The 25,593-nt window shown below is 64.3% G+C and carries 29 protein-coding genes and 1 pseudogene; 10 read left to right on the forward strand and 20 right to left on the reverse strand.

Features of this window, described 5'->3' with window-relative positions; genetic code table 11:
• Nucleotides 1–40: 40 nt before the first annotated feature.
• Entirely contained in the window at nucleotides 41–1,141 is a 1,101-nt protein-coding gene (gene dinB, locus AB7Z56_RS42310) for a DNA polymerase IV (RefSeq protein WP_063980076.1), read from the forward strand.
• Nucleotides 1,142–1,264: 123 nt separating this feature from the next.
• On the opposite strand, the gene AB7Z56_RS42315 is transcribed toward dinB, so the two are convergent.
• The 3 genes from AB7Z56_RS42315 to AB7Z56_RS42325 all read right to left on the reverse strand — a co-directional run bounded on the left by AB7Z56_RS42315 (nucleotide 1,265) and on the right by AB7Z56_RS42325 (nucleotide 2,772).
• Entirely contained in the window at nucleotides 1,265–1,558 is a 294-nt protein-coding gene (locus AB7Z56_RS42315) for a hypothetical protein (RefSeq protein ID WP_063980077.1), read from the reverse strand.
• A gap of 205 nt (nucleotides 1,559–1,763) precedes the next feature.
• A complete protein-coding gene (locus AB7Z56_RS42320; protein ID WP_028151136.1) occupies nucleotides 1,764–2,057 on the reverse strand; it encodes a DUF1330 domain-containing protein in 294 nt (97 codons plus the stop codon).
• 25 nt (nucleotides 2,058–2,082) lie between these two features.
• Entirely contained in the window at nucleotides 2,083–2,772 is a 690-nt protein-coding gene (locus AB7Z56_RS42325; RefSeq protein ID WP_063980078.1) for a DNA-3-methyladenine glycosylase I, read from the reverse strand.
• Nucleotides 2,773–2,985: 213 nt separating this feature from the next.
• On the opposite strand from AB7Z56_RS42325, the gene AB7Z56_RS42330 reads away from it, so the two are divergent.
• Nucleotides 2,986–3,813: a metallophosphoesterase family protein gene (locus AB7Z56_RS42330; protein WP_063980079.1), complete on the forward strand. Its 828-nt coding sequence runs from the start codon at nucleotides 2,986–2,988 to the stop codon at nucleotides 3,811–3,813.
• On the opposite strand, the gene AB7Z56_RS42335 is transcribed toward AB7Z56_RS42330, so the two are convergent.
• The 5 genes from AB7Z56_RS42335 to AB7Z56_RS42355 all read right to left on the reverse strand — a co-directional run bounded on the left by AB7Z56_RS42335 (nucleotide 3,752) and on the right by AB7Z56_RS42355 (nucleotide 6,721).
• Complete coding sequence (locus tag AB7Z56_RS42335; RefSeq protein ID WP_063980080.1) at nucleotides 3,752–4,240, reverse strand: Crp/Fnr family transcriptional regulator; 489 nt, start codon at nucleotides 4,238–4,240, stop codon at nucleotides 3,752–3,754. The two genes, AB7Z56_RS42330 and AB7Z56_RS42335, sit on opposite strands and share 62 nt — an antisense overlap.
• Before the next feature lie 76 nt (nucleotides 4,241–4,316).
• Nucleotides 4,317–4,853 carry a GNAT family N-acetyltransferase gene (locus AB7Z56_RS42340; RefSeq protein ID WP_063980081.1) on the reverse strand — a complete coding sequence of 179 codons (537 nt, stop codon included), beginning with the start codon at nucleotides 4,851–4,853 and terminating at the stop codon, nucleotides 4,317–4,319.
• A 121-nt stretch (nucleotides 4,854–4,974) separates the two neighbouring features.
• Nucleotides 4,975–5,715, reverse strand: coding sequence for a di-trans,poly-cis-decaprenylcistransferase (locus AB7Z56_RS42345; RefSeq protein WP_063980082.1), 741 nt, complete (start codon nucleotides 5,713–5,715; stop codon nucleotides 4,975–4,977).
• A 27-nt stretch (nucleotides 5,716–5,742) separates the two neighbouring features.
• Nucleotides 5,743–6,117 carry a winged helix-turn-helix domain-containing protein gene (locus AB7Z56_RS42350; RefSeq protein WP_063985952.1) on the reverse strand — a complete coding sequence of 125 codons (375 nt, stop codon included), beginning with the start codon at nucleotides 6,115–6,117 and terminating at the stop codon, nucleotides 5,743–5,745.
• Nucleotides 6,104–6,721, reverse strand: coding sequence for a hypothetical protein (locus tag AB7Z56_RS42355; protein ID WP_028155350.1), 618 nt, complete (start codon nucleotides 6,719–6,721; stop codon nucleotides 6,104–6,106). The genes AB7Z56_RS42350 and AB7Z56_RS42355 overlap by 14 nt, the downstream gene beginning before the upstream one ends.
• A gap of 204 nt (nucleotides 6,722–6,925) precedes the next feature.
• On the opposite strand from AB7Z56_RS42355, the gene AB7Z56_RS42360 reads away from it, so the two are divergent.
• Nucleotides 6,926–8,170, forward strand: coding sequence for a S1C family serine protease (locus AB7Z56_RS42360; RefSeq protein ID WP_063980083.1), 1,245 nt, complete (start codon nucleotides 6,926–6,928; stop codon nucleotides 8,168–8,170).
• Between the two features lie 152 nt (nucleotides 8,171–8,322).
• Here the strand turns inward: AB7Z56_RS42360 and AB7Z56_RS42365 are convergent, their stop codons facing one another.
• The 6 genes and pseudogenes from AB7Z56_RS42365 to AB7Z56_RS42390 all read right to left on the reverse strand — a co-directional run bounded on the left by AB7Z56_RS42365 (nucleotide 8,323) and on the right by AB7Z56_RS42390 (nucleotide 11,776).
• Entirely contained in the window at nucleotides 8,323–9,057 is a 735-nt protein-coding gene (locus AB7Z56_RS42365; protein ID WP_084795320.1) for a DUF899 domain-containing protein, read from the reverse strand.
• A gap of 16 nt (nucleotides 9,058–9,073) precedes the next feature.
• Nucleotides 9,074–9,406, reverse strand: a pseudogene (locus tag AB7Z56_RS42370) (SRPBCC family protein); the annotation flags it as partial.
• Nucleotides 9,407–9,417: 11 nt separating this feature from the next.
• On the reverse strand, nucleotides 9,418–9,894 hold the full coding sequence (locus tag AB7Z56_RS42375; protein ID WP_441256821.1) for an ArsR/SmtB family transcription factor: 477 nt from the start codon (nucleotides 9,892–9,894) through the stop codon (nucleotides 9,418–9,420).
• A 100-nt stretch (nucleotides 9,895–9,994) separates the two neighbouring features.
• Nucleotides 9,995–10,288 carry a DUF3551 domain-containing protein gene (locus AB7Z56_RS42380; protein ID WP_321576601.1) on the reverse strand — a complete coding sequence of 98 codons (294 nt, stop codon included), beginning with the start codon at nucleotides 10,286–10,288 and terminating at the stop codon, nucleotides 9,995–9,997.
• Between the two features lie 85 nt (nucleotides 10,289–10,373).
• Complete coding sequence (locus tag AB7Z56_RS42385; protein WP_063980088.1) at nucleotides 10,374–10,652, reverse strand: DUF3551 domain-containing protein; 279 nt, start codon at nucleotides 10,650–10,652, stop codon at nucleotides 10,374–10,376.
• Between the two features lie 149 nt (nucleotides 10,653–10,801).
• Nucleotides 10,802–11,776, reverse strand: coding sequence for a Bug family tripartite tricarboxylate transporter substrate binding protein (locus AB7Z56_RS42390; RefSeq protein WP_063980089.1), 975 nt, complete (start codon nucleotides 11,774–11,776; stop codon nucleotides 10,802–10,804).
• Between the two features lie 127 nt (nucleotides 11,777–11,903).
• Between AB7Z56_RS42390 and AB7Z56_RS42395 the strand changes: the two genes are divergently transcribed.
• Nucleotides 11,904–12,314, forward strand: coding sequence for a VOC family protein (locus tag AB7Z56_RS42395; protein WP_063980090.1), 411 nt, complete (start codon nucleotides 11,904–11,906; stop codon nucleotides 12,312–12,314).
• A 185-nt stretch (nucleotides 12,315–12,499) separates the two neighbouring features.
• Nucleotides 12,500–14,080 carry an AMP-binding protein gene (locus AB7Z56_RS42400; RefSeq protein ID WP_063980091.1) on the forward strand — a complete coding sequence of 527 codons (1,581 nt, stop codon included), beginning with the start codon at nucleotides 12,500–12,502 and terminating at the stop codon, nucleotides 14,078–14,080.
• Between the two features lie 103 nt (nucleotides 14,081–14,183).
• Here the strand turns inward: AB7Z56_RS42400 and AB7Z56_RS42405 are convergent, their stop codons facing one another.
• The 3 genes from AB7Z56_RS42405 to AB7Z56_RS42415 form a co-directional block, all read right to left on the reverse strand.
• Nucleotides 14,184–15,278 carry an HD-GYP domain-containing protein gene (locus tag AB7Z56_RS42405; protein WP_063980092.1) on the reverse strand — a complete coding sequence of 365 codons (1,095 nt, stop codon included), beginning with the start codon at nucleotides 15,276–15,278 and terminating at the stop codon, nucleotides 14,184–14,186.
• A gap of 412 nt (nucleotides 15,279–15,690) precedes the next feature.
• Nucleotides 15,691–17,973: a xanthine dehydrogenase family protein molybdopterin-binding subunit gene (locus tag AB7Z56_RS42410; protein ID WP_063980093.1), complete on the reverse strand. Its 2,283-nt coding sequence runs from the start codon at nucleotides 17,971–17,973 to the stop codon at nucleotides 15,691–15,693.
• Nucleotides 17,970–18,461: a (2Fe-2S)-binding protein gene (locus AB7Z56_RS42415; protein WP_014491023.1), complete on the reverse strand. Its 492-nt coding sequence runs from the start codon at nucleotides 18,459–18,461 to the stop codon at nucleotides 17,970–17,972. Before AB7Z56_RS42415 ends, AB7Z56_RS42410 begins: the two co-directional genes overlap by 4 nt.
• A 488-nt stretch (nucleotides 18,462–18,949) precedes the next feature.
• On the opposite strand from AB7Z56_RS42415, the gene AB7Z56_RS42420 reads away from it, so the two are divergent.
• The 4 genes from AB7Z56_RS42420 to AB7Z56_RS42435 all read left to right on the forward strand — a co-directional run bounded on the left by AB7Z56_RS42420 (nucleotide 18,950) and on the right by AB7Z56_RS42435 (nucleotide 21,640).
• Nucleotides 18,950–19,714, forward strand: a complete 765-nt coding sequence (locus AB7Z56_RS42420; RefSeq protein ID WP_063980094.1) for an alpha/beta fold hydrolase — start codon at nucleotides 18,950–18,952, stop codon at nucleotides 19,712–19,714.
• A 22-nt stretch (nucleotides 19,715–19,736) separates the two neighbouring features.
• Nucleotides 19,737–20,072: a hypothetical protein gene (locus AB7Z56_RS42425; protein WP_028151120.1), complete on the forward strand. Its 336-nt coding sequence runs from the start codon at nucleotides 19,737–19,739 to the stop codon at nucleotides 20,070–20,072.
• Nucleotides 20,073–20,242: 170 nt separating this feature from the next.
• The gene (locus AB7Z56_RS42430) at nucleotides 20,243–20,914 is read left to right on the forward strand and encodes a dienelactone hydrolase family protein (RefSeq protein WP_063980095.1); all 672 of its coding nucleotides are present in this window, start codon (nucleotides 20,243–20,245) and stop codon (nucleotides 20,912–20,914) included.
• Nucleotides 20,915–21,160: 246 nt separating this feature from the next.
• On the forward strand, nucleotides 21,161–21,640 hold the full coding sequence (locus AB7Z56_RS42435) for a hypothetical protein (RefSeq protein WP_063980096.1): 480 nt from the start codon (nucleotides 21,161–21,163) through the stop codon (nucleotides 21,638–21,640).
• Nucleotide 21,641: 1 nt separating this feature from the next.
• On the opposite strand, the gene AB7Z56_RS42440 is transcribed toward AB7Z56_RS42435, so the two are convergent.
• The 3 genes from AB7Z56_RS42440 to AB7Z56_RS42450 all read right to left on the reverse strand — a co-directional run bounded on the left by AB7Z56_RS42440 (nucleotide 21,642) and on the right by AB7Z56_RS42450 (nucleotide 23,685).
• On the reverse strand, nucleotides 21,642–22,388 hold the full coding sequence (locus AB7Z56_RS42440) for a polysaccharide biosynthesis/export family protein (RefSeq protein ID WP_028151117.1): 747 nt from the start codon (nucleotides 22,386–22,388) through the stop codon (nucleotides 21,642–21,644).
• Between the two features lie 154 nt (nucleotides 22,389–22,542).
• Entirely contained in the window at nucleotides 22,543–23,199 is a 657-nt protein-coding gene (gene msrA, locus AB7Z56_RS42445; protein WP_283017881.1) for a peptide-methionine (S)-S-oxide reductase MsrA, read from the reverse strand.
• 168 nt (nucleotides 23,200–23,367) lie between these two features.
• A complete protein-coding gene (locus AB7Z56_RS42450; RefSeq protein ID WP_007616084.1) occupies nucleotides 23,368–23,685 on the reverse strand; it encodes a hypothetical protein in 318 nt (105 codons plus the stop codon).
• Between the two features lie 398 nt (nucleotides 23,686–24,083).
• Between AB7Z56_RS42450 and rpsT the strand changes: the two genes are divergently transcribed.
• Entirely contained in the window at nucleotides 24,084–24,350 is a 267-nt protein-coding gene (gene rpsT / locus AB7Z56_RS42455; protein ID WP_028151115.1) for a 30S ribosomal protein S20, read from the forward strand.
• Nucleotides 24,351–25,593 lie beyond the last annotated feature (1,243 nt).

Consider the following 25,593-nt stretch of genomic DNA (forward strand, 5'->3'; position numbering starts at 1 on the left):
TCACCTCGCGCTTCTCTTCGGGCAATTGTATCATCGTTCCATGAGCGAATCCGGCACGGTGACTGGCGAGGCCACGCCCGTCCGCAAGATCATCCATATCGACATGGATGCCTTCTATGCGTCCGTGGAGCAGCGCGACAATCCGGAGCTGCGCGGCAAGCCGGTCGCCGTCGGCGGCTCCGCGGAACGCGGCGTCGTCGCGGCCGCGAGCTACGAGGCCCGCAAGTTCGGTGTTCGCTCCGCGATGCCGTCGGTGACCGCGAAGCGGCAATGTCCCGACCTGATCTTCGTCAGGCCGCGCTTCGAGGTCTACAAGGCGATCTCCAAGCAGATCCGCGACATCTTTGCCGAGCACACGCCAATCATCGAGCCATTGTCGCTCGACGAGGCCTATCTCGACGTGACGGAGAATTTGCAAGGCATCCCGCTGGCGCGGGACGTCGCCTTGCGGATCCGTGAGAAGATCAAGGCCGAGACCGGCCTCAACGCTTCGGCGGGCATCTCCTACAACAAATTTCTTGCAAAGCTCGCCTCCGATCATCGCAAGCCCAACGGTCAGTTCGTGATCTCGCCGGAGATGGGACCCGCCTTCGTCGAGACGCTGCCCGTCGGCAAGTTCCACGGGATAGGCCCGGCGACCAGCGCGAAGATGAACGCGCTCGGCCTGTTCACCGGCCTCGACATCCGCAACCAGACGCTGGAGTTCATGAATGCGAATTTCGGCAAGTCGGGCGCCTATTACTACTGGATCTCACGCGGCGTCGACGAGCGACCGGTCCGGGCCAACCGGATCCGCAAGTCGATCGGCGCGGAGACGACGTTCTCGACCGACCTCGACGAATACGGCGCGCTGGCCGCCGAGCTCAAGCCGCTTGTCGACAAGGTCTGGCGCCATTGCGAGACGACCGGCAACCGCGGCCGGACCGTCACCCTGAAGATCAAATTCGCCGACTTCGAGATCATCACGCGCAGCAGGTCCGTCACGGCGCCGGTTGCAGGCCGGGACGATCTGGGGCGGCTGGCCTGCGGCTTGCTCGAAGCCGAGATACCGCTACCCAAGCGCGTCAGGCTGCTGGGGGTGTCGCTGTCTGCCCTCCAGGACGGCGACGATGCGGAGCCGCAGCTGACTTTCGGTCTTTGAACCAGGCTGGAAAGGCCCTCCGCGAACGCGAGATCCTTGTCCGCGGCGCGGCTCCAAACCAGCCATGGAAGGTGGCGGGATTTTCAGACCCGCCACCGATGAAGGCCGATCCGCTCGGGCCAATCAATGCCTCACATGCTCGAACACGACGATCACACCCGTCGGCTCCGGCTCATGGGCCATCAGGCGCGTGAGGTCGGCATCGCTCCAGTTGGCGAGGCTGACGACTTCGCCGGTCTGGCGCTCAGCGCCGACCGACGGCGTCGGCTCGAGCACCTTCAGGCCCGTTTCGTCGACGAAGAAGGTGTGTTCGCCGAACATGCTGTTGAGCTGCGGCATGGCGGGATGTTCGTCGGGCAGCACCTGGGCGCCGAGTTGGTTGACGGTCTGCTTCACCTGTTCGGATGTGAGCTTCATGCGCTGCTCCGTTTCTGTCGTGCCGGGTTTCAGTGAGTTGAGCCAAAACGGGCGTTCCCTGCGCCTGTGTCGCCTGGCTCAAATTCCCGAACGGGTGTTGCGCACGAATGTTCCGGAAAAATGCATTTCGTGATCGCGAGTTTCATCTGCCGCGCTCACGGCACGGGACCGCCACACGAAGCACACGATCCGCCTGTCGATGCCGCTATTCGGCGGCTTCGACGATCCGGATGTCGCGGTCGGCGCCGTCTCCGAGCAGGTCGTGAGCGGCCTTGTAGGCGGGACTTTCATACGCCGCCCTGGCGCGCTCGACGCTATCGAACTCGATGAGAACGACGCGTTCCATCAGGCCGTGCTCGTAGGCCGCAACCGGCATCCCGCGCGCGAGCACGCGTCCACCGGCGGCCTCGATGGCCGGACGCGACAGCTTGGCGTAGGCCGCCATGGCGTCGGGGCTCTTGATCGCGCGGTAGGTGGCAACCCAATAGGCTTTTGCCATTTTTATTCTCCTGGTTTCTCGTGACTTAGTGCTCGCCTCGGTTCTCGCCAACCGAGAGCGCGCAGATGCGTGACAGATATGTGTATGGCAGACCGGTCTCCTCGGCCCAGGCGTTGAACTGTGCCTGCACTTTTGCGAGATCGCCCTTTGATTTGACCTCTTCGGCGATGTCGAGGCCGGCATCGCGCAGGCAGGCGACGACATCCCTGGAGGTGACAAAACCATCCCAGCCGACGAAGCGCAGCAGCATCTGCCCGGTGTTGCCGCCGAGCCGGCTGCCGCGCTTCGTCAGGAGATCGAGCAGGCCGACCTCGTTGGATGGCGGCCATTTCGCCAGAAACTTGCCGAAGCTGCCGTGCTCTTTTGCGATCTCCTGGACGAAGCTGGCGTTGTCGCGCACCGACATGATCTTGGCGCCGTTGCGCACGATGCGCGCGTCGCGCACGAGGCCCTCCCAATAGTCCTCCGGCTGGAAGGTGAGCTTGGCCGGCTGGAAATGCAAAAACGCCGCTTCAAAGCCGTCCCATTTCGAATCGATCACGCTCCAGGCAAAGCCCGCGCAAAACACCCGCCTGGTCATCTCGGCGAGGATGCGATCGTCGCCGAGCTTGGCGAGCCCCTTCAGGTCGGGCTTTTCGGGCATCAGCTTGTCCAGCGCCTTGGGGCCGCCCTTGCGTTTCTCGGCGCGGGCACGAATGGTCTTGAAGGAGGTCATGCGGATACGGGCGTTTGAGGATGCGCCACGACATCAGAATTCGATGACACGGTCCAGCCCTGCGGCGCCCGGTCACTTGCGCACGCCAATGCGCCGCAGCATGCTGCCGGCCATTGGCTTGACGAAGAGAGGCAGCCATTCTGGTCTGCTTCTTGCTTTGTAATTAACGTTTTGGAATTCCCAGACCTTTTCAAACCCGCCCACGGATTTTCAATGCGCTGCCTGGTCGTGGCCGATTTGCACTACTCGCTGCCGCAGCTCGACTGGCTGGTCAGCGCGGCACCGCAGTTCGACCTCGTGATCTTCGCCGGCGATGCGCTCGACATCGGCTCGGTGGTGGATTTTCGCGCGCAGATCGTGGTGGTGAAGAAATACCTCGCGTTGCTCGCGGCGCAGACCCGCGTGATCCTCTGCTCCGGCAATCACGACCTCGACGAGCGCAATGCGGAGGGCGAAAAGATCTCGCGCTGGATCTCCGAGGTGCGGGAGCTCGGGATCACTTGCGACGGCGGCAACCTCACCATCGGCGACACGCTGTTCACGGTGTGCCCGTGGTGGGACGGCCCGCTGGTCAAGCAGCGCATCGTCGAACAGCTGCGCGACGCCGCCGAAAGCCGCCCGCAGCACTGGATCTGGGCGCATCATGCGCCGCCGGCGAATTCACCGACCAGCTGGGGCGGCAAGCGTTTCTTCGGCGACGTCGATCTGGTGCAATGGATCATGCAGTATCAGCCGTCGATGGTGATCTCGGGCCATGTGCACCAGTCGCCCTTCGTCGCCGACGGCTCGTGGTTCGACCGGCTCGGCCAGACCTGGGTGTTCAACGCCGGCCTGCAACCGGGACGGCCGCCGACGCATATCGTGCTGGATCTCGCTGCGGACAAGGCGTTCTGGCTGGCAGCGGGCGAAGCGCAGTGGATCGACCTCGGCGCACCGCTGAAGCGGCCCGCAAACACCATCGAGGAGCCGCCGGACTGGCTCACATCCTTGGATCGGATTGCCGATCCGAGCCTGGCGACACCTCGAGCGGCGGCAGGTTGATCATGCTCTGGAGCACCTCGCCGACCATGGCGAGATGCGTGCCGTGGCCAGCATATTGCCGCTTGAGATCGGCGAGATAAGTGTTGGCGACGTTGAGCCGCTGCGCCAGCGTGCGCGCGAGCAGCAGCGCGACCTCGGGCCGCTGGATGAGGAATGACGCCGCGTCCTCGAACTCATAGATGACGGAATCCGAGCTGGCCCGCACCGTCGCGGTGTGCGGCAGCCCGAGCAGCACGGACATCTCGCCGAACACGGCGCCGGGCTCGGTGATGGTCGCGACCACCGTGTCGCTCTTGAGCACCTCGAGCCTGCCCTCGACGAGCACGTAAAGATGGCCGCTGCTGGTGCCGCCCTCGGTAACGACCGACGTGCCGGCCATGACCTGCCGCTCCGTTCCGCCGGTGCAATGATCCAGAACTGCGCGCATCGCCGAAGCTCCCATCGCTGGGGAAATCCAGGCGATACTAGAGCACGATCCGTGCCAGGCGGCAACGCGCGGACGGCTACCGCGACAGGCGCTTTGCGAGGTGAACCGACTGCCAGTCTCCGAGACCGGTATCCCGGAAGCCCGCCTTCTTCGCCAGACCACGCATCTCGGTATTTGTCCGCGCCGTCTCCGCGGCGATCATCTCGTGGCCAAGATCGGTCGCCCGCGTCTCCATCGCCGTCATCATCTGCAAGCCGAGGCCCAGGCGCTGGAACGCATCGGCGACCGAGATGGCAAACTCGCCATGCCGTGCAGCCGCATCATAGGCGTAGTTCGCTTCGCCGATGATGGCGTGCTGCCCGTCCTGCCTGACTTCGGCGAGCAGGGTGAAATGACCGGGACGGCCCGTCTTCGCCACGCATTCGGCAGCGACCAGGGCGAAGTCGGTACGCGCGCCCATGAAGCGCTTGTTGCGCGACGTCGTGGACAGGCCGGTGAAATAAACCGACAGGTTCTCGACATCGGATACGCTGGCGGTCCTGATGCAGACCATGCCCTTCGCTTCGGCCAGTTCGACCGGCTCGACGACGGCTCCCGGAAACAACAGTGACATGCGTGATGCTCTCGGCAGGTTGCGTGGCTCGCACACCTAACCGAGGCCGCGCTTCCGCGGCTTGGACACCACTGCCAATCATGCGGCTGAAAACGAACAGCTCGTTGTCCCGTGCCGTGCATCACACACGGGAGAGTGACGGCACCTCGTCGGGCATGATCGCCTGGAGGCCGCCGAAGCGGCGCTCGCGGCCGTGGAAGGACGCCAGAGCCGCGGAGAGATCGCCCGCGTCGAATTCGGGCCACATCCGCTCGGTGAAGTGCAGCTCGGCATAGGCGCCTTCCCAGAGCAGGAAGTCCGACAGCCGCTTCTCGCCGGAGGTGCGGATGATGAGATCGACGTCGCGAAGGCCGGCTTCGCCGGTAACGAGCTGCGAGAAGGCTTCGCGGGTGAGGCTCGTCAATGCCGCCGCCTTCGCTGCGGCGTTGAGGATCGCGTCGCGCGCGGAATAGTCGACCGCAATGCGCAAGTGAAGCGCGCTGCCGTGCGCGGTGGCGTCTTCCGCGCGCGCGATCGCATTGGCGATGCCGTCGGGCAGACGGTCGCGGCGGCCGATCACGGTGAGGCGCACGCCGTTCCTGGCGAGGCTCTGCACCTCGTTGGCGAGATAGAAGCGCAGCAGCGTCATCAGCGCGGCGACTTCGGTTTTCGGCCGTCGCCAATTGTCGGTGGAGAAGGCGTAAAGTGTCAGCGTCCCGATGCCCTGCTTGGGTGCGGCCTCGACGATGCGGCGGATCGCCTCCACGCCGGCCTCGTGGCCGCGCAGGCGCGACAGGCCGCGGCGCGTCGCCCACCGGCCGTTGCCGTCCATGATGATGCCGACGTGAAGCTTCTCGTTGCGAGAGGTCATGTCGCTTTGCATTGCAAAGTCTCCGGTCAAAAAGGGGGATCAGGTCGAGATGATACCGAGACGGCCGAGCGGCGGCGCGTCGCGGCCGGCGGCCTTGGCGGCGTCGCGCACCAGCCGCTCGAGCACGGCGAGATAGTCGAGGAAGCGGCGGCGGCCCGCCTTGGTCAGGCGGCAGGTCGTGTGCGGGCGGTTGCCCTCATAGCCTTTGGTCACCTCGACGAGGCCGGCCTCCTGGAGCACGGCGAGATGCCGGCTGAGATTGCCGTCGGTGAGGCCGCAGAGCTGCTTGAGGTCGGCGAACGCCAGACCCTTCGGATGCGCCATCAGCGAGGTCAGAAGCCCGAGCCTCGCCTTCTCATGGATGACGCGGTCGAGCCCTTCATAGGAGAAGGGTGCGCTGTCAGTCTTCGACATCATGGTCTCCGGACGCGAAATACAGAATGCCCGCCATCACCGACTGCCCGATCACGAAGGGCAGCCCCATGGTCCACGGCGATAGCGTGTGAGTCCGGCTCGCGAGCACCACGACCGCGAAGCCGGAAATAAAATACCAGGCGCCGGCGAGCGCGACGGTGCGCGGCAGCGAGCGGACGGAAGCGAAAATGCCGAGCGACACCAGAATCTGCCACAGGCCGGGCAACAGCCACAGCGTCTCGCTCGCGAACTTCCACATCACCACCGCGAGCAGCACGCCGGCGACGCCCGCGGGCAGGAACTGCTCGACCGCCTGATGGATCATGGCATCGGCCAGGCCGGAATGATGACGGCGCGAGCGTGCGCGCATCTCGATGCCGATCATCAGGACGGAGAGCACCGCGGCCATGAACCAGCCGAAGAAGAAGCCGACCGGCTCGCTGGTGGGATCGCCGAGCAGCCAGAATTGGAGGATTGCGGTGAGAAGCGCGACGGCGCCCGTCGCAGCGATCGTCGCCGGGCCGTAGCCGCGGAACGCCGTGCCCGCCGCAATCTGGTTGCGGATCGCCACGATGTCGGCCAGTGCCTTGTCGAGATCGCGCATTGGCAACGCCAAAACCCCGCTCCGCCCAATTAACCGGGACCGCCCGTCCCGTCACTTTGTATCGCAAAGTATATAGCACCGCAAAGTAAAGGCAAGCCCGGAAGTCGCAGCCGGATGGTTCGATCCGCACAAACAACTGTCGGTTGCGCCGCACGACCTCGGCCGGATAAGATGGCTTCAAAAGCATTCCGGGGGGAAGGAAGTATGTGGCTTAAGTCATTTGTCGTCGCGTCTCTGTTGCAGGCGAGCGTCGCCGGCATCGCGCATGCGAAAGGACCATTCGGCAGCGTCAATGTCGGCAACTGGATCGGCGGCGCCTTCAGCAATGACGAGACGGGCGCCTTCTCGCATTGCGCCGCGACGACGCCTTATGCGAACGGCGTCATCCTCGTCGTGAGCCAAAATGCCGCCGGCACATGGTCGCTCGCCTTTGCGAGTCCCAGCTACCGCTTCAACAAGGGCGAGAACGCCGCGATCGACGTGACCTTTGACGGGCAGGAGCAAGCCAGGCTGTTCGCCACGGCGTACCAGCCCAACATGCTCACGGCCATCATGCCGGTCAATGTTGTGCGTACGTTTCAGAAGGCGAGCCTGATGGTGGCGACGGCCGGCCGCGCCGTTCTGAATTTCGATCTGACCTCGACCGGGCCGGTGATCGCTGCATTGGCCAATTGCGTGACCAAGGTAAAAGCCGACGGGCTCGACAAGGCCGGCGACTTCACCAAGATCGCCGCCAAGCCGCAGCCTGCGCCGGACAAGCAGGCGCCGCCGGCCGGCGGCAAAGTTGCCAGAGCCAAGACCGGCACCGGCTTCGTGGTCAGCGCGAACGGCCACGTCGTCACCAACAACCATGTGATCGACGGCTGTGTCGGCGACATCAAGGGCAACCTCACCGGTGAGGCCGCGATGGTGCTGCGCGTCGTGTCGAGCGACGTCAACAACGATCTCGCTTTGTTGCAGGCGCCGTCGATGACGACATTCAAGGACTTTGCGCGGATCCGCGATCGCTCGATCCGCTCCGGCGATTCCGTCATCGTAATCGGCTTTCCCTTCCATGGCTTGCTCACGTCGGACTTCACCGTGACGACCGGTATCGCGAGCTCGCTCAGCGGCATGCGCAACGACACGCGTTTCCTGCAAATCAGCGCGCCGGTGCAGCCCGGCAATAGCGGCGGCCCGCTGTTCGACACCACCGGTCAGATCGTGGGCGTGGTCACCGCAAAGATCCCCGCACTGCGCATCGTCGCTGCGACCGGCAACATTCCGGAGAACATCAACTTCGCCATCAAGACCGGCATGCTGCGCGACTTCCTCGACAATTCCGTGGTGCCCTACCAGACCGCCGAACCGAAGGGCGAGCTCAAGACCACCGACATCGCCGGCAACGCGCGGCCGTACACGATGCTGATCTCGTGCAACGGCACGGAGCAGGCCGACGCGAAGCGGTAGACTGCGCTTCAGCCTCCGCTGTCATGCCCCGCGAAGGCGGGGCATCCAGTACGCCGCGGCTTCTAGATTCGACACGACCGTCTCGGAGTACTGGATCGCCCGGTCAAGCCGGGCGATGACACCGTTGGTGTGGGCACAGCGCACCCGCCCCCTCACCCGTGGCAGCACGCTCCCTTCGCCTGCGGCTCGTACTGGTCGCGCAGGCGGACCCAGTCCATCGGATAGGGCAGGCCGCCCTCGTGACGACCGAGCGGGGTGAGGTCGAGATACTGATAGGCCGCGTTCATCATGTCGAGACCGCGCGCGAAGCATGAATAGGTATGGAAGATCTCGCCGGCCTCGTTGCGGTAGAACACGCTGATACCGGGCAGCTCCGGACCGTAGAACGGCGTGGTGCCGAAATTATATTTGGGCACGCCCTTGTCGATCTGCTCGCGCGTGAACGAGACCTCGTAGTCGTAGTTGAAGTCGTTGCTTCCTGACGAGACCCAGTCGAAGGTCCAGCCCATCCGCTTCTTGAAGGCCTCTAGCTTGGCGCTAGGTGCCAGCGAGATCGCAACCGTGGAGGTGTCGCGCGCGGCGAGGTGCGGCACCATGCGATCGAGACCGTCGGCCCAGAACGAGCAGCTCTTGCATGCGGCCTCCCAGTCGGGTGCAAACATCACATGCTGCACCACGAGCTGCGGGCGCCCCCCGAAGAGATCGCCGAGCGTCACCTTGCCGTTCGGTCCGTCGAACACATAGTTCTTGTCGACCTTCACCCAGGGCAGCGCGCGGCGCTGCTCGGCGAGGCGCTCACGGGCCTGGCTGAGCTCCTTCTCATGTGCCAGGTGGGCCTTGCGGGCCGCGATCCATTGCTCGCGCGAGACGATCTGATGTTGCTGCACGGTATCCTCCATGGTGTCAGGCGACGAAGGCGTCGAGCTTGTCGAGGAACGAACTCCAGCCGCGCTGGTGATTGTCGCGTGCGGTTTCGTCGAAGAACTGGGCGTGATGGAAGATCATCAGCGTGCCGGCGCTATCGGGCTTCAGCGTGATCGTCACCAGCGATTCGCGCTCCGGCGTCGAATGCCAGGCCCAGGTGAACACCAGCCGCTCGTTCGGCACGACCTCGCGATAGATGCCGCCGGCCTCGAAATATTCGCCGTCGTCACCAGTGAAGCTGATGCGGTAACGGCCACCGGTACGGACATCGAGCTCGGCGTCCAGCGTCGCCGGCTTCATGTTCGGCGGCCCGAACCACTGGACTAGCTGCGCGGCTTGCGTCCAGGCGGCGTAGACTTTCTCCGGCCGTGCGCGGAGCCGGCGCGTGAGCGTGAGGCTTGGACGTTCGTTTGGACGCTCGCTTGGACGTTCGGCTGTGCGGGGATCGGCGTTGACGGCTGCGTTGGCCATGTCTTGTCCTCCACGAAGGTGGCGAGGCGGTCGAACTTCTCGGACCAGAACTGCGCGTAGCGATTGAGCCAGTTCATCGCCTGCTCCATCGGCTGCGCGGTGAGCCGGCAGGACACCGTGCGTCCGGTCTTCTCCCGCACGATCAGGCCCGCATCCGTGAGCACGTCGAGATGCTTCATGATCGCCGGCAGCGAGACCGGAAACGGCGCGGCCAGCTCGCTCACCGACAGGCCGTCCCGCTCGCCGAGCCGCGCGAGAAGGGCACGCCGCGTCGGATCGGACAGCGCCGCAAAGGTCCGGTCGAGCGTCTCGTCTATATACTTAACCATTTGGTTTAGTATAGACGTGAACGAGAAGGCGTCAAGCAGGAACCCGCGCGTCCGGATCTGCACGACTGCGTGATCAGGCAGTGCTCAGTGTGAGGCGCGACTAGTACGGACGAACGTACCGACCGCGTAGTGACGGCTGAAGCGGAGGCCGTACGGCCACCTGGGCAGGATTTTGCGCGCAATAGCCCTTGCGGCCCGACGCGCTCATCTGACACTGCTCGCGGGTCTGATAGGAGCAGTCGCCGGGATAGCCGTATTCCGAGTTCTGAATGCACCACGCGTAATCATAGTCCGCGCGCGCCGGGCTCCCGCCAGCGAGCCACACAAGGACTATGGTGCCCAGCACAAATTGCGCCTTGCCCATGACCGACCTCCCATGTTCGCCGCGCGACATCCGACCTCACAGAGTGAAAGGCTCGCGGAGCCGGTTTATTCCGGAGCGATCGCGCAAAATACGCGGCTGCGCAATGCGCGCGCGGCTAGTACGGTGCAACGGGCCGCGCGCGACGGTGCGGCCGAGGTTGCGGCTGCGGCGCCTGGCCATAGGCCACCATTGGATTGGGCCCGCAGTACAGCAAGCGGCCGGAGACGCTGGCCTGGCATTGCTCATAGGTGCTGTAGGCACATTCGCCGGGATAGTCATACTCGCCGCCCTGGGCGCACCAGGGGTAGTCGCGGGCCGCCGCGGGCGTGACGGTGACGAAGCCGGCAAAGACCGTCGCGCCCAGCGTCAGCAGCGCCAATTGCGTCTTGCGCATGATCCAGACTCCTCTCTTCACAGGGCGAGATACGCGCCATGTATCATCAGGTTTCGCCGCGCCGTTTTATTCCAGATCAACGGAACGAAGTACGCAAGAAAAAAGCCCTGCCAGGCGGCAGGGCTCCAATCTCAGGGATCACAAGATCGCTACTCGACCTTCAGGCCGGCGAACTCGACGACCTTCTTCCACTTCTCGGTCTCGGCCTTGATCTCCTCGCCGAACGCCTCCGGCGTCTGCACCCGCGGCTCGCCGCCGAGTTCGACCAGTCGCTTGGTCATGTCGGGCTCCTTCATGAGCGTATTGATCTCATTGTTGAGCTTGGCGATGATCTCCTTGGGTGTGTTCTTCGGCGCGCCCATGCCGAACAGCGCGCTGGCCTCGTAGTCCTTCACGGTCTCGGCGATAGCCTGTACGTCGGGCAGCTGCGGCGAGCGCTCCGTGGTGGTGACGCCGATCGCGCGAAGCGAGCCGGAGCGGATGTGCTGGATGATCGAGGGCATGTTGTCGAAGATCACCTGCACCTGGCCGCCGAGCATGTCGGTGATCGCCGGCGCCGCGCCGCGATAGGGCACGTGCTGCATCTTGCAGCCGGTCAGCGCCATGAACATCTCGCCGGACAGATGCACCGAGGTGCCGTTGCCGGACGAAGCCATGTTCACCTTGCCGGGATTGGCCTTCACATATTCGATGAACTCGGCGACGTTCTTGGCCGGAACGTCCTTGTTGACGGTCATCACGTTCGGCACCCGCTGGAACGAGGCCACCGGCGCGATGTCGCGCACGAAGTTGAATTTGAGGTTGGTGTAGAGCGAAGCGTTGATGAAGTTGGCCGGATTGACCAGTTGCAGCGTGTAGCCGTCGGGCTCGGCATTGACGACCGATTCGGTGCCGATATTGTTGCCGGCGCCGGGCTTGTTCTCGATCACGAATTGCTGGCCGAGCCGTTCCGACAGCCGCTGACCGATGAGCCGCGCCAGGATGTCGGTGGCTCCGCCCGGCGGATAGCCGACCACCCATTTCACGGGCCGGGCCGGATAGTCGGCGGCAAAGGCCTTCGACAGCGGGGTTGCTGCAAGCGGACTGGCGGCGAGCAGGCCCAGCGCGGTACGGCGAGTGATCATCTCAAGGATTCTCCCAACGTGTTGTTCTTGAAAGCCAGATGGCTTCAAAGTGGCGTCGACGCGGTTGTAACAAAGCTTGCTGCAGGCGGAAAGTGCGCCGGGCGCATCACGACGAAAGGATTAAGGCATGCCGGTCAAGGTCGAAGCCCTCGATCATCTCGTAATCAACGTCGCCGACGTGGCAGTGACCTCCGAGTGGTACCGCAAGATTCTCGGCATGGAAGTCAAGGTGTTCGACCCCGGTGGCGGCAAAGCGCCGCGGACTTCGTTGCAATTCGGTAACCAAAAGATCAACGTCCGGCCGCGCGATGCCGACAAGGTGGAGTGGTTCACCGCGGACCATCAGACCGCCGGCAGCGAGGATCTGTGCTTCCTCACGTCTGCATCGCCCGACGAAGTCGTGGCGCATTTGAAGGCACATGGCGTCGCGATCGAGGAAGGCCCGGTTCCCAAGCAGGGTGCCCGCGGCACGCTGCGCTCGGTCTATTGCAGGGATCCGGATGGCAGCCTGATTGAGATTTCGTCGTACGAGGACTAGCGCGCCAAGGCGTGGATGGCCGGGTCAAGCCCGGCCATGACGGAGGAGAGAGCGTGCGCGCACCACGGAGTACGCCGCGCCCATCTTTCGCGCCCCCCGATTTGCTCCCTGCGTCATCCAATGGCAGGAAGACGCAATAATCAAAAGGCAGCCGCCATCAAGATGCAGGCTGCACGGGAGGAGCCATGCCACCTCAATACACCGAATCCAGACTCGTAGGACCGTTCGACGGGCTCGACGTACCCTGGCTGCTGAAGATGCGCGCCGCGGTGCGCCGCGATCATGCGTTCCTGATCTGGGCGCCGTTCGACGCGCCGGCGCGGCGCTGGAGCTACGGCGAGTTTCACGAGCGCGTCGGCGCGCTCGCGGCGGGGCTGGTGAAGCGCGGCGTCAAGCCGGGCGAATATGTGCTCATTCATCTGGACAATTGCATCGAGGCGCTGCTGGCCTGGTTCGCCTGCGTCGAACTCGGCGCCATCGCGGTGACCACCAACACCCGCTCGGCTCCGGCGGAGATGGAATATTTCGCCGATCATTGCGGCGCGGTCGCTGCGATCACGCAGCCGGCCTATGCCGAGATCGTCGCGCAGAACTGCCGCAACATCCGCTGGCTGGCGGTGACCTCGCACGATGCGGGTGCGGCGCCCGCGCAAGCGGTCTCGCGCGGCGACAGTTTCGATTCACTGTTCGCCGACAGCGCCGACCGTCCCAGGCGCGCGACCGACCCGCTCGCGCCGTGCAGCGTGCAGTACACGTCGGGCACGACATCGCGCCCGAAGGCGGTGCTGTGGACCCACGCCAACGCGCTGTGGGGCGCCAAGATCAACGCCGCGCATGAGGACCTTCATGCGAACGACGTGCACCAGACCTATCTGCCGCTGTTCCACACCAATGCGCTGGCCTATTCGATGCTGGCAACGCTGTGGGTCGGCGCCACCTGCGTGATCCAGCCGCGCTTTTCCGCAAGCCGCTTCTGGGGCGTCGCGCGCGAGCATGGCTCGACCTGGACCTCGACGATTCCGTTCTGCATGAAGGCCCTGCTCGAGCAGGAGATCCCGAAAGACCACAAATTCCGCCTGTGGGGCACCGCCATCAACGAGCCGCCGGCGTTTGCTGCGTTTGGCGTCAAGATGATCGGCTGGTGGGGCATGACCGAGACCATCACCCACGGCATCGTCGGCGAGGTCGACCAGCCCAACATCCCGATGACGATCGGGCGCGCCGCGCCCGAATATCAGATCCGCATCACCGACGATGACGGACGGCCGACCGAGGTCGGCGACACCGGAAATCTCTCGATCAAGGGCATCGTCGGGCTGTCGCTGTTCGCCGAATATCTGCACAATGAAAAGGCGACGCGCGAAAGCTTCGACGAGCACGGCTTCTTCCTCACCGGCGACCGCGTCGAGCGGCTGGAGAACGGCTTCATCAGGTTCGGCGACCGCGCCAAGGACATGCTGAAGGTTGGCGGCGAGAACGTCGCGGCCTCCGAGATCGAGCAGGTGATCGCGGTGGTAGCAGGCGTGCGCGAAGCCGCGGTGGTGGCGAAGAAGCACCCGATGCTGGACGAGGTGCCTGTTGTCTTCATCATCCCGCACGGCGGCGTCGCGGGCGCGGCGCCCGATCTGCATGATCGCGTGATGGCGGCCTGCGGCGCGGGACTCGCGGATTTCAAGGTGCCGCGCGAGATCAGGCTCGTCGACGACATGCCGCGCTCGACGCTGGAGAAGGTGGCGAAGGCGGAGTTGCGGAAGATGGTGGGGTGAGTTTTGTAGGGTGGGTTAGCCGAAGGCGTAACCCACCTCTTTGGTATCCGCGGAGACAGAAGTGGTGGGTTACGCTGCGCTAACCCACCCTACGAGACCGGAATCAAAACGATCCCAGCGCCACCGGCCGGAACGCCTGCAGCAGTTGCTGATCCAGCTTGCCGCCCATGCCTTCCATCATCGTGAAGGCGCGCGAGTGGGTGAAGGGCATGCGGTAGGCGCGCTTCTCCACCAGCGCCGCGTAGATATCGACGATCGTCGTGACCCGCACGATGTCGCTGATCTGGTTCGACGACAGGCCGTTCGGATAGCCAGAGCCGTCGAGGAATTCGTGGTGATGCAGCACGACGTCGAGCATCTCCGGCGGGAAGCCGCCTTGCTCCGCGAGCGCGTCATAGCCGCGGCGCGGATGCTGGCGGACCTCGGCCATCTCCTCGTCGGTGAGCTTGCCCGGCTTGTCGAGCAGCACGGAGGGAACGAAGGCCTTGCCGACGTCGTGCAACAGCGCGGCGCGGGTCAGGCGACGCTGGTCGTCCTCGCGCATGCCGAGATGCTGCGCGAAGGCGACGGCGAAGCCGGTGACGAACAGGCAGTGGCGATAGCTGCCGACATGATGGCAGCCGACGGTGGTGAGCCATTCGCGCAGCGATGAATGCTTGATCGCCTTCAGGATCTTGCTCTCGGCGGCGATGACGTCGTCGAAGGTCAGGGGCACGCCGAGCGGCAGCTTCTCGAACATCTTCGCCAGCACCGCATGCGCCGCCTCGACGCCGCGGTTGAGCGTCTTGCCGCGATCGGTCGCGTCATAGGTGGCGGTGTCGGGGAACGCGGCGCGGATGCGCTGAAGAATTGCATCGGGCTGAAGCGGCCGCGAGATCGTGTCGGTGGCGCCCAGTGCCCAGGCCTGCATGGTGCCGTGATGCAGGGCATCGGCGAGCACGAACAGCCGCGGCATCGTGCGATAGGCATCGCCGCGCAGCTTGTTGCGCACCCGCTGCACGCTCTCGGGCGAGCGCAGATTGATGTCGACCACGAGACCGGACAGATCGCGCGACGGCTGCTCGGGAATGTCCTGCGTCGTCACCGTCGAAACGTCGCCCACGGCCTTCAGGATGCTGGCAAGCTCGGTGCTCTCGTCGCTCCGGTCGGAAGCGAGCAAGAGCCGGCGTTTTGCGGCGGATTTGGCTGGCGCGTTCATGGCTTCCCCAGAGCACGGGACTGGATTTGACGTCAGCCTAAGCCGGATCAGGTTCTCCGGCCCTTAAGAGGCGTGCTCAACGGAACCCTGCGGAATTGCGCGCAATTTTAGGGATTTTGGGTCCCGGCGCGGTTCCAGTCGAAAACGGCGAAAACAACCCCATGCACAGTAGAACGGGCCTTGATGGGAAAGGGGAATTTGGGGCGCTCTCGCCCACTCTCCGCTGTCGTCGCCCGGCTTGACCGGGCGACCCAGTACGCCGAGGCGGCGCGGCCGGAGCTGAGAGGCCGCGGCGTACTGGATGCCCCGCTTTCGCGCGGCATGACAGCGAGATTGTGGAGACGCCTACCAAAACAAATCCGCCGGAAGTTGCCCTCCGGCGGATCAGCTTACTTGGCAATTACGCCTCGCCTTACGCCTTCATCGCCCCCTTGACGGCCTCGGCCGTGATCGGCAGGGCCCGGATGCGGGCGCCTGAGGCGTTGAAGATGGCGTTGCCGATTGCCGGAGCGATGACCGTCACCGCGGGCTCGCCGACGCCGGTGGCCTTTTCGCCGTTGGCGATCACGGCGACGGCGACCTCGGGCATCTGGCTCATGCGCAAGGGCGTGTAGCTGTCGAAATTGGTCTGCTCGATGCCACCGTCCTTGAGCGTCGCCTTCTCGTACATCGCCAGCGACAGACCCCACAGCGCCGCGCCCTCGACCTGGGCACGGATGTTGTCGGGATGCACCTGCGTGCCGACGTCGGTTGCGACCGTGAGCTTCTTCACGGTCACCTCGCCCGACGGCGCCACCGCGACATGGGCGACGCACGCCGTCCAGCTCGCGGTCGCGCGCTCCTGCGAGGAGACGCAGGCCACGCCCATGCCCTCGCCTTTCGGCAATTGCTTGGTACCGTAGCCGGACAGCCCCATCGCGGCGAGCAACGTGTTGCGCAGCCGCTGCGCGCCGCCGTCGTTCTTGCCCTTGCCGTCGAGCAGCGCGATGCGGAATTGCGCCGGGTCCTTGCCGGTCGCAGCCGCGATCTCGTCGATCATGCTTTCGACCGCCCAGAACGTCCAGCCGGGCGCCACCGAGCGAAGCTGCCCGGACGGCGTCGCATTGTGCGCGAGCTCGTTCTTGATCGCGCGCACATAATGGTTGGGCACGGTGTAGAAGAAGTCGGCCCCGTTCACCGTGAAGGAATCGAGCGGGCCCTTCTTGTCGACCGAGGGCGTCAGGAAGTCAGGGATGCCCCAGCGCGCGGTCGGCCAGGCCGAGACGACGTCGTGGCTGAGCGCGACGAGCTTGCCATCGCCGTCCACGCCGGCCTTGACCTTCTGGTAGGTGAGCGGACGCGAGAAATCCATCGTCATGTCGTTCTCGCGCGTATAGATCACCTTCACCGGCTTGCCGATGGCCTTCGCCGCCTGCACCGCCGGCACCATCATGTCGGCATCGAGCCTGCGGCCAAAACCGCCGCCGAGCCACATCTGGTGCATCACCACGAACTTCGGATCGATCCCGGCGGCGCCTGCCGCAATCGCGCCGGAGCGCGTCGCGAACTGATTGCCGGAATAGATGTGCAGGATGTCGCCCTTGAACTCCGCCGTGGCGTTCATCGGCTCCATCGGCGCGTGGATGTTGATGCTGGTGGTGTACTCCGCCTCCAGCACCTTTGCGGCCGAGCCGAACGCCGCGTTGGGATCGCCGTCCTTGACGAAGAACTGGCCGGAATCCTCTAACTTCTGAAGCCGCTTGGCCTCGTCGAGCAGCGACTCGCTCGAGACCTTCGCGTTCGGACCGCCGTCATAGGCGATCTTCAGCGCCGCAGCGGCCTTCTTGGCGTTGGCGTAGGTGCTGGCGACCGCGACGACCCAGCCGGTTGTCGTGCCGGTCTTGTCGTCGAGGGTGACGGCCTTGATGAAGCCCGGCACTTTCTTGGCAGCCGAGTCGTCGACCGACTTCACCGTGGCGCCGAAGCGCACCGGCGGCGTCACCACCGCGCCATAGGCCATGCCCGGCAGCATCACGTCGATGCCGTACTTGGCCGTGCCGTTGGTCTTGGAGGGAATGTCGAGCTGCGGCACCGACACGCCGATCATGGTGTACTGGTCCGGCGTCTTCAGCTTGATCGCCTTCAGCTCGTCCGGCGTGAAGGTCTTGGTCGCCTTGCCGCTCTTCACGACATCGGCGAATGACACCTGCTTCTTCGACTTCGGATGCGAGATCACGGAATCGCGCACCACGAGCTCTGACGCCGGCACGCCCATCGCGGCGGCCGCGCCTTCGGTCAATGCCGTCCGTCCGGCTGCGCCGGCACGGCTCATCGCGTCGAAGTTCATCATGGTCGACCAGCTGCCGCCGGTGATCTGTGCCCCGAGCACGGGGTCGTTGAACTTCGGATCGTTGGAGGCAAGCGCGACGCGCATGTCGCTCCACTTCGCGCCCAATTCCTCGCAGACGATCTGCGCCATGGTGGAGGCGATGTGCTGGCCCATGTCGGCCTTGCCGCAGGTCACGGTGACCAGGCCATCGGGCGCGATCGCATACCAGACGCTCGGCTCGAAGTTCGAAGGCGCAGCGAGCGCCCCACCGATGCCGGGCACGCCGGCGTAGCCGAGCACGAGGCCGGTCGCGGCCGTGCCGACCAGGAAGGAGCGGCGGCTGAGATCTGATGTCTCGGGCGTGATGGTGTTCACGTGCTTATTCATGTGGGCCTCCGTTCGTTGCCGGAGACGGATGCGGTGCGCATCTCGGTAGCGGCGCGCATGATCGCCTTCTGGATCCGCGAATAGGTCATGCAACGGCAGAGATTGCCGTCCATATGCGCCACGACCTCCTCCTTGGTCGGATTGGCATTCTTGGCCAGCAGCGAGGCCGCCTGCATGATCTGCCCGGACTGGCAGTAGCCGCATTGCGGCACCTGCTCGGCGATCCACGCCTTCTGCAGCGGATGATCACCCTTGGCGGAAAGGCCTTCGATGGTGGTGATCTTCTTGCCGGCGACATCGCCGACCATAGTCTGGCACGAGCGCACGGCTTCGCCGTTGACGTGCACGGTACAGGCACCGCACAGCCCGGCACCGCAGCCGAACTTGGTGCCGGTCATCTGCAATTGCTCGCGGATCGCCCAGAGGAGCGGCGTGTCGTTCGCCGCATCCACGGACAGACTCCGCCCGTTGATGGTGAGAGTTGGCATAGGCGTCTTCCCCTGCCGGTGCATGAAGCCGCTTACGGCGGCAACTTGAACAGTGGACGCCCACCGGGCTGGCGCCCACCTTGATCGTAAGAATGATCGGGTTCGCAGCCAGAGGCAAATGCAATTTGGAATCGATCGAAACTATCGCGGCAGCTCAGTGTTGTGCGTTGCGACAACGGCACCCGATGCAGCGACTGGACGCAACAGAGAATGCATCAGGCATGCGTGCCATCGCGTTCAGGCAGTTTCTTCCAGGTAACTTGACCGGCTAGAATGTAACCGCCGACGCGGATGCACCTTCTCCCCTTGTGGGAGAAGGTGGCGCGAAGCGCCGGATGAGGGGTATCTGTCCGCGAACTCGATGGGCAGTTTCGGTGCGGAGAGATACCCCTCACCCGTCTCGCCGCTTACGCGGCGAGCCACCCTCTCCCACAAGGGGCGAGGGTGCACCGTCATCGTGGCTAGATAGAACGACAAGGGCGGAAGCAATGCCAAAAATCGATCGGGACGGCGTCGGGATCTACTACGAGGTTCACGGCGCGGGTCCGCCGCTGCTGCTCACTCACGGCTATTCCTCGACCTCGGCGATGTGGCATGGCCAGGTCGACGCGCTCGCGAGGGACCACAAGCTCGTCCTGTGGGACATGCGCGGCCACGGCCAGTCCGACTATCCCGACGATCCCCATGCCTATAGCGAAGCGCGCACCGTCGGCGACATGGCCGCGATCCTCGATGCAGTCGGCGCCGAGCGCGCCATCATCGGCGGGCTCTCGCTCGGCGGCTACATGTCGCTCGCGTTCTATCGCGCTTACCCGCAACGCGCCCGTGCCCTGCTGATCATCGACACCGGCCCCGGCTTCAAGAAGGACGACGCGCGCGAGGCCTGGAATGCACGGGCGCTAGCGACCGCCGACAAGCTCGACCATGAAGGTCTCGACATGCTGAAGTCGGCGACACGCGAGCGCGCCACCGCGAGCCATCGCAACGCCAGGGGATTGGCGCTCGCCGCACGCGGCATGCTGACCCAGCGCGATGCCCGCGTGATCGAGCTGCTCCCCGACATCAAGGTGCCCAGCCTCGTCGTGGTCGGCGCCGACGACGCGCCGTTCCTTGCGGCGTCCGACTACATGGCCACAAAGATCCCCGGCGCACAAAAGGTCGTGATCCCCGCCGCTGGTCACGCCGTCAACATCGATCAGCCCAAGGCTTTTATTGACGCGGTGACGCCTTTCCTGAAGAACTTGCCGGGATAGGACGGTCGGAAGGACACTGGCAATGAAGCAAGCGATACTGGCTGCGAGCGCGGTGCTGCTATCGATGTCTGCGCAGGCAGAACCGTTCGGCGGCACGCCGCCGCGCCGGCCCTTCGTTGCGACCTTGTCGAACAACACGCCGCTCGCCTTCGGCATGGATGCCGAGCAGACCGCGCGGGCACTGGGGCAGCCTCTGCAATATGTGCGCGGGCGGCCCGGCAACGAGATCTATCTCGCGCTTCGCAACCTCGGCGGCAGCGGACTGATCCCCTACCGCCATCGCCTGTTCCTGCAGTTCCGTCACGGACGGCTGGCGGGATGGAAGGAAGACTACGGCGAGAACTGGATGTGGGAGTGAGAGCGACGCACAGCCGCCTCCCCTCATCCTGAGGAGCTTGCGGAGCAAGCGTCTCGAAGGATGAAGGCCACGCTGCTGCTTCTCGGCCTCCATCCTTCGAGACGCGCTGACGCGCTCCTCAGGATGAGGGGAGAGATTAGAGTTCGTAGTAACCAAGAAGGACAACCCGCGTGGGACAAGACATCAAGCTGACGGCTTCCGACAATTTCCAGCTCGGCGCCTATCGCGCCAATCCCTCAGGCGCCCCGAAGGGCGCGGTGGTGGTGATCCAGGAGATCTTTGGGGTCAATCACCACATCCGCTCGGTCTGCGACCGTATCGCCAGGGAAGGCTATGTCGCGATCGCGCCGTCGATCTTCGACCGGACCTCGCCGAACTTCCAGTCGGGCTACACGCCCGACGAGATCGCCGAGGCGCGCAAGTTCGTCGCCAGTCCCGACTGGGACGCGATGCTGCGCGACACGCAGGCCGCGATCGACGCGGTGAAGAGCGTCGGGCCGGTCGGCATCATCGGCTTTTGCCTGGGCGGCAGCGTTGCCTTTGTCGCGGCGACGCGGCTGTCGGGCCTGAAGGCCGCGATCGGCTATTACGGCGGCGCCGTGGTGCGCTTTGCCGACGAGAAACCGAAGGCGCCGACGCAACTGCATTTCGGCGAGAAGGATGCCGGCATTCCCCTGACCGACGTCGAGACCGTCAAGGCGAAGCGGCCGGATGTGGCGGTCTTCATCTATCCAGGCGCCCAGCACGGCTTCCATTGCGACGAGCGGCCGAGCTACGACAAGGCGAGCTCGGATGTCGCCTGGCCGCGCTCGATGGAATTTTTCGCGAAGCATTTGAAATAGCGCGCGCGGCTCTCTCCGCTGTCATTCCGGGATGCGCCGCAAGGCGCAGGCCCGGAATCCATAACCACGAACTGGGGTTATGGATTCTCAGATGCGCAATTGCGCATTATAGCTCGCGACTTCGTCGCGCCCCGGAATGACAGAGCGAGTGTGTGCGTCTGGCCTCAGAGCAGGAATCGGGTGGCTGCATCACGGCACCCGGCGATAGAGCTGGCCGATCAAACCAACTCGCGCCGGGAGATCGCCATGCAGCAAGCCATCACGCACCTCGTCATCCGCAATCCGTTCGGAACCATGGACGTCCCGGGCCCGGACGATTCTGAAGTCATGGACTACGCGGCGACCGCGACGCTGGCCGGCGATGCGGCCGACATCAACGCGGCGGCATGGACATCCATTGCCGCCCTCTCCGATCCGCTCGAAGGCATCTGGGCTAGCAGATGGAATGGTGGCGCCGATCCGACCATTGCAGGCGATACGCCGGACAGATGGAAAGAGGGGCGCGCCGAAGTCCGCGTCGCGGGAAGCCGGATCTATCTGCGTTTCGACTGGGACCATGGCCGCCGGCACGGCCTGATCGATGCTGCGCGCGAGGGCGCGCGCCTAGTCGGAAAGTACATCAACCTGACCACGCCTGCGATCACGCGGCCATGGGTCGGGCTCGTGGTCGATGGCACGCGCATCGACGGATGCTTTCCGAACGGACGGCTGGATTTCAGGCGGTGAGCTAGAACCAGCGCTCACCGACGAACACGGTGTCGCCGGGGCTCAAGGGAGTGCCGAGCGGGACGATGGCGCGCATCGCGCCGCCGGCTTCGGTGTGCGTCACGGTGACCACGTCGCGCTTGGCGCGGGGCGAGAAGCCGCCGGCGATCGCGACCGCGCTTTCGACCGTCATGTTCGGCACGTAAGGATACTGGCCGGGTGCGGTGACTTCGCCGAGGATGAAGAACGGGCGGTAGGCTTCGATCTCGACCGCGACCGAGGGCTCGCGGATGTAACCGTTGCGGAGGCGCGCGGCGATTTCACCGGCGAGACCCGCCGGGGTGCGGCCGCGGGCCGGCACTCCACCGATCAGCGGCATGGTGATCGAACCGCCGGCATCGATGGCATAGCTGTTGGTGAGGCCTTCCTGGCCGTAGACCACGACGCGCAGCCTGTCGCCGGCATCGAGATGATAGGAGGAGTCGTAGCGCACCGGCGCCGCCATCGGCGCGGCGTAGCCGACCGGCATGGGTGCAGGCGACGAGGCAAAGGAATTGCGCAGCGCGCCGATGGCGCCGCCACCGTCGGCGACGACGACCGGCTGTGGTGCGCCATAGGGCTGACCATAGGCCATGGAGTCGAGATCGGCACGGGGCTGCATGACCGCGACGGGACCGGCGGTCTGCATGCAGCCGCCGAGGGCAAGCGCGGCGGACGCTGCCAAGGAGGCTGTCAAGATCGACCATCGAAACGCGCGTGCAACCGGCACCGGACCTAATCCCTCGAAACGAGACGGTCCAGTCATGCACCGGTTATGGTTAACAAAGCGTTGAGGGGGGCAGCGCGGCAATGCGGATGCGATGACACCGCACACTCCGTCATGCCGGGCTTGTCCCGGGCATGACGAGTTGTTCGTGGCGAACTTACGCACTCACGCCCACGCCGATCGGGCAGGACACGCCGGTGCCGCCGAGGCCGCAATAGCCGGCGGGGTTCTTCGCCAGATATTGCTGATGGTAGTCCTCGGCGAAATAGAACGCGCCGGCGGGCGCGATCTCGGTCGTGATGGCGCCGAGACCTTTTGCAGCAAGCGCCTTCTGATAGAGCGCCTTCGATTCATCGGCCGCTTTCTTCTGCGCATCTGAATAAGTGTCGATCGCGCTTCGGTACTGCGTGCCGACATCGTTGCCCTGGCGCATGCCCTGCGTCGGGTTGTGGCTCTCCCAGAACGTCTTCAGGAGTTTCTCGTAAGAGATCTTCTTCGGATCGAACACGACCAGCACCACTTCGGTGTGGCCGGTGCGTCCCGAACAGGTCTCCTCATAGGTCGGGTTCGGCGTGTGGCCGCCTGCATAGCCGACAGCGGTCGCGTAGACACCGTCGCCTAGCTGCCAGAATTTGCGCTCGGCGCCCCAGAAGCAGCCGAGCCCAAACACGGCCTGCTCGAGGCCCGCGGGATAAGGCGGCTGCAACTTCGCGCCGTTGACGAAATGGGTGGTCGCGGTGGGAATGGCTTGCGCACGGCCCGGCAGCGCTTCCGTGGCGCTCGGCAATGCGGTGGTCTTGCGCATGAACAGCATGATTGGCTCTCCGAGACGAGCTGTCCGTCGCTTGAGCCAATGCAACAAGCCAAGGGCTCAGGCGGCGCGCTCGCGATCAAGGTGGGAATATAGGTATCTACGCAGGAGGGGGCAGCCCTGTTACGGCTGCCGTCAACGCGAGGTTCAGTCTCGGCGGGAATTGAAAGATCAATCCCGGGAATAACCGATCAGCGGCTTCCGCGGGCGGAACAGGATCATCAGCAGGATGCCCAAAATGCCGAGCACGGCGAACACCGGCTGATCCAGCACGAGGCGGATCACCGAGGTCCAGAGCCAGGGCGCCTTGGCCTCGACCCAGGTGCGGAACGCCGTCTGGCTGGCCTGGTTGATGTCGTTCCAGAACTGGCCGAACCGGGTGAACCGCAGGGTCTGGTCGGCCACCCAGCGGGCGCCGTCATAGACCATGAAGATGAACCCGCCGGCCAGCAGCAACAGCCCAATCAGTCGGAAAAAGCCGCGGATCATGCCTCACCTATATGGTCGTCCGATCGGACGACCTCTGCAATGCCGCCAGCCAATAGCCGGGCGACGGCAGAAATTCAACCTCTTCAGGGCGTTACGGCGCGCGCTGGAGCTCTCAGGGCCTGTTTTCCAGCCCCGGAAAGCGTTGACGGTGCCGCAGACCCCCTCTATAAGGGCGCCAACTGGCGGTGGGCGCAATCCTGCCGCCGCTGTTCTTTGAGCAGTTGCAGGCTCCATGAGCTTTAAAGGCTTGGAGCCTCAGAGACGACCGCAAGGCCGTCGCTCATGTTCCGGGAACAGCCCAGCAACCGAACACCCTAAATCCGAGCGTCGATTAAGCGGTCAAGCAGCCGGCGCTACCCGACCAAGACGCGACCGGTACCGCAAAGGATATTGAGACCATGGCCAATACCACTTCCGCCAAGAAAGCGACGCGCAAGATCGCCCGCCGCACTGCCGTCAACAAGTCGCGCCGCACCCAGATGCGCGGTGCCGTGCGTACCGTCGAAGAAGCCATCGCCACCGGCGACCGCGCCGCCGCGCTGAAGGCGATGGCGAGCGCCGAGCCCGCGCTGATGCAGGCCGCGCAGCGCAACATCGTTCACAAGAACAACGCGAGCCGCAAAGTCTCCCGGCTCACCGCGCAGATCGCCAAGCTCGCGAAGTAAGCTCGTCGAGTCATCCGATCGACTGATCGGATCGACATCGCGCTCGTCAATCAGCCCGGCTCGCGCCGGGCTTTTTGTTGCCTGTCACAATTCACGCTTGCGGTCGTTGGGCGACCACTCTTCCGTTGGAAGACTCGTGTCGTCTTCGCTGCGCTGCGCCCGTAATTTCACTGGCGGATGTTTTTGCAACAGCGGAAACTTTCACTGCGCTGCGAAAAACCCCTGCGGGGCGGGCTTAAGTTGAATCCGCGCGCGAGAGTTCTGCACACCGTAGTTTTCCCGGAACCGGCTCGCGATGGAGTTACCCTGCGAAACGAGACTCAAAAAGCGGTGTCTCAATAATCACTTATCGACATAGCGCCGACAAGCATTTGGAAAAATTGCCCGCAAGGCGTGCGCGTGACGCTTTTGTAAAAAATTTTTGGCGGTGGCGGAGATTTGTCACATGACGCGCGGCGCCTTCGAATCTGTGCACGGATTCAAACTCTTGCTCGCAAGCCTGTGCACAACTCCCGCGCGCCGTTAACGCTGGTCAAGTTTTTAGTCGCCTCAAGTGTGAATCAATTTCGTTGCGAGTCTTTCCGCATAGTGTATTCCTTAAGTCGTCCGCAGCGCCCACGATCTCAAGACCAGCGCGGTTTTAGAAACGGGGCGAGCGTGCAAATCGGCGGCGGTGTGCACGTAGGCGACGCTTCAACAAGCGATTGTCGGTTCAAAACCCATAGCAATATGGGAACGGTAGCTCTTTGTCTGAATGTCTCCAAGTGGGATCTTCGATCCCGCTCGCGCCAGACGCAAACGAGAGATGTCATGAAACTACCGCGACACACGTGATGGCGTAGCCGAGCGGACGAACAGTGCAGACGGGCGGGACATCGGCGACTTCAGTCGCAGTTGTCTTCAGGACACGCAGGACCTTGCCGTGAGCAATCACGGCAGGACGGGGAGGGTATCATGTCTTACGGACTCAACGCGGTATTGAAACAAGCCACCTACTCCAACGATGCCGGTTTAGATCAGCCCAACCTCCAGCCTCCCGCGTGTGACGGAGCGCCGAGTACGCGCTGACCTCGCGACCCCTCCATCTCTGACATCGCTAGTCCGACCCGCGGCGTTCGCGCCGAACGGCGGAGCTGTGTCCGACGATGGAATCGCTCGAGGTCGTGCCCTTTGAAGGATCCTGGCGGGACCCCTTCATGGCACTCACAACGCAACTTTATCTCTCAATAGAAGTTTTTTGACG

The sequence above is a fragment of the Bradyrhizobium sp. 482_C4_N1_8 genome (genome assembly GCF_052075965.1).
GTDB classification, from domain to species: Bacteria; Pseudomonadota; Alphaproteobacteria; order Rhizobiales; family Xanthobacteraceae; genus Bradyrhizobium; species Bradyrhizobium barranii.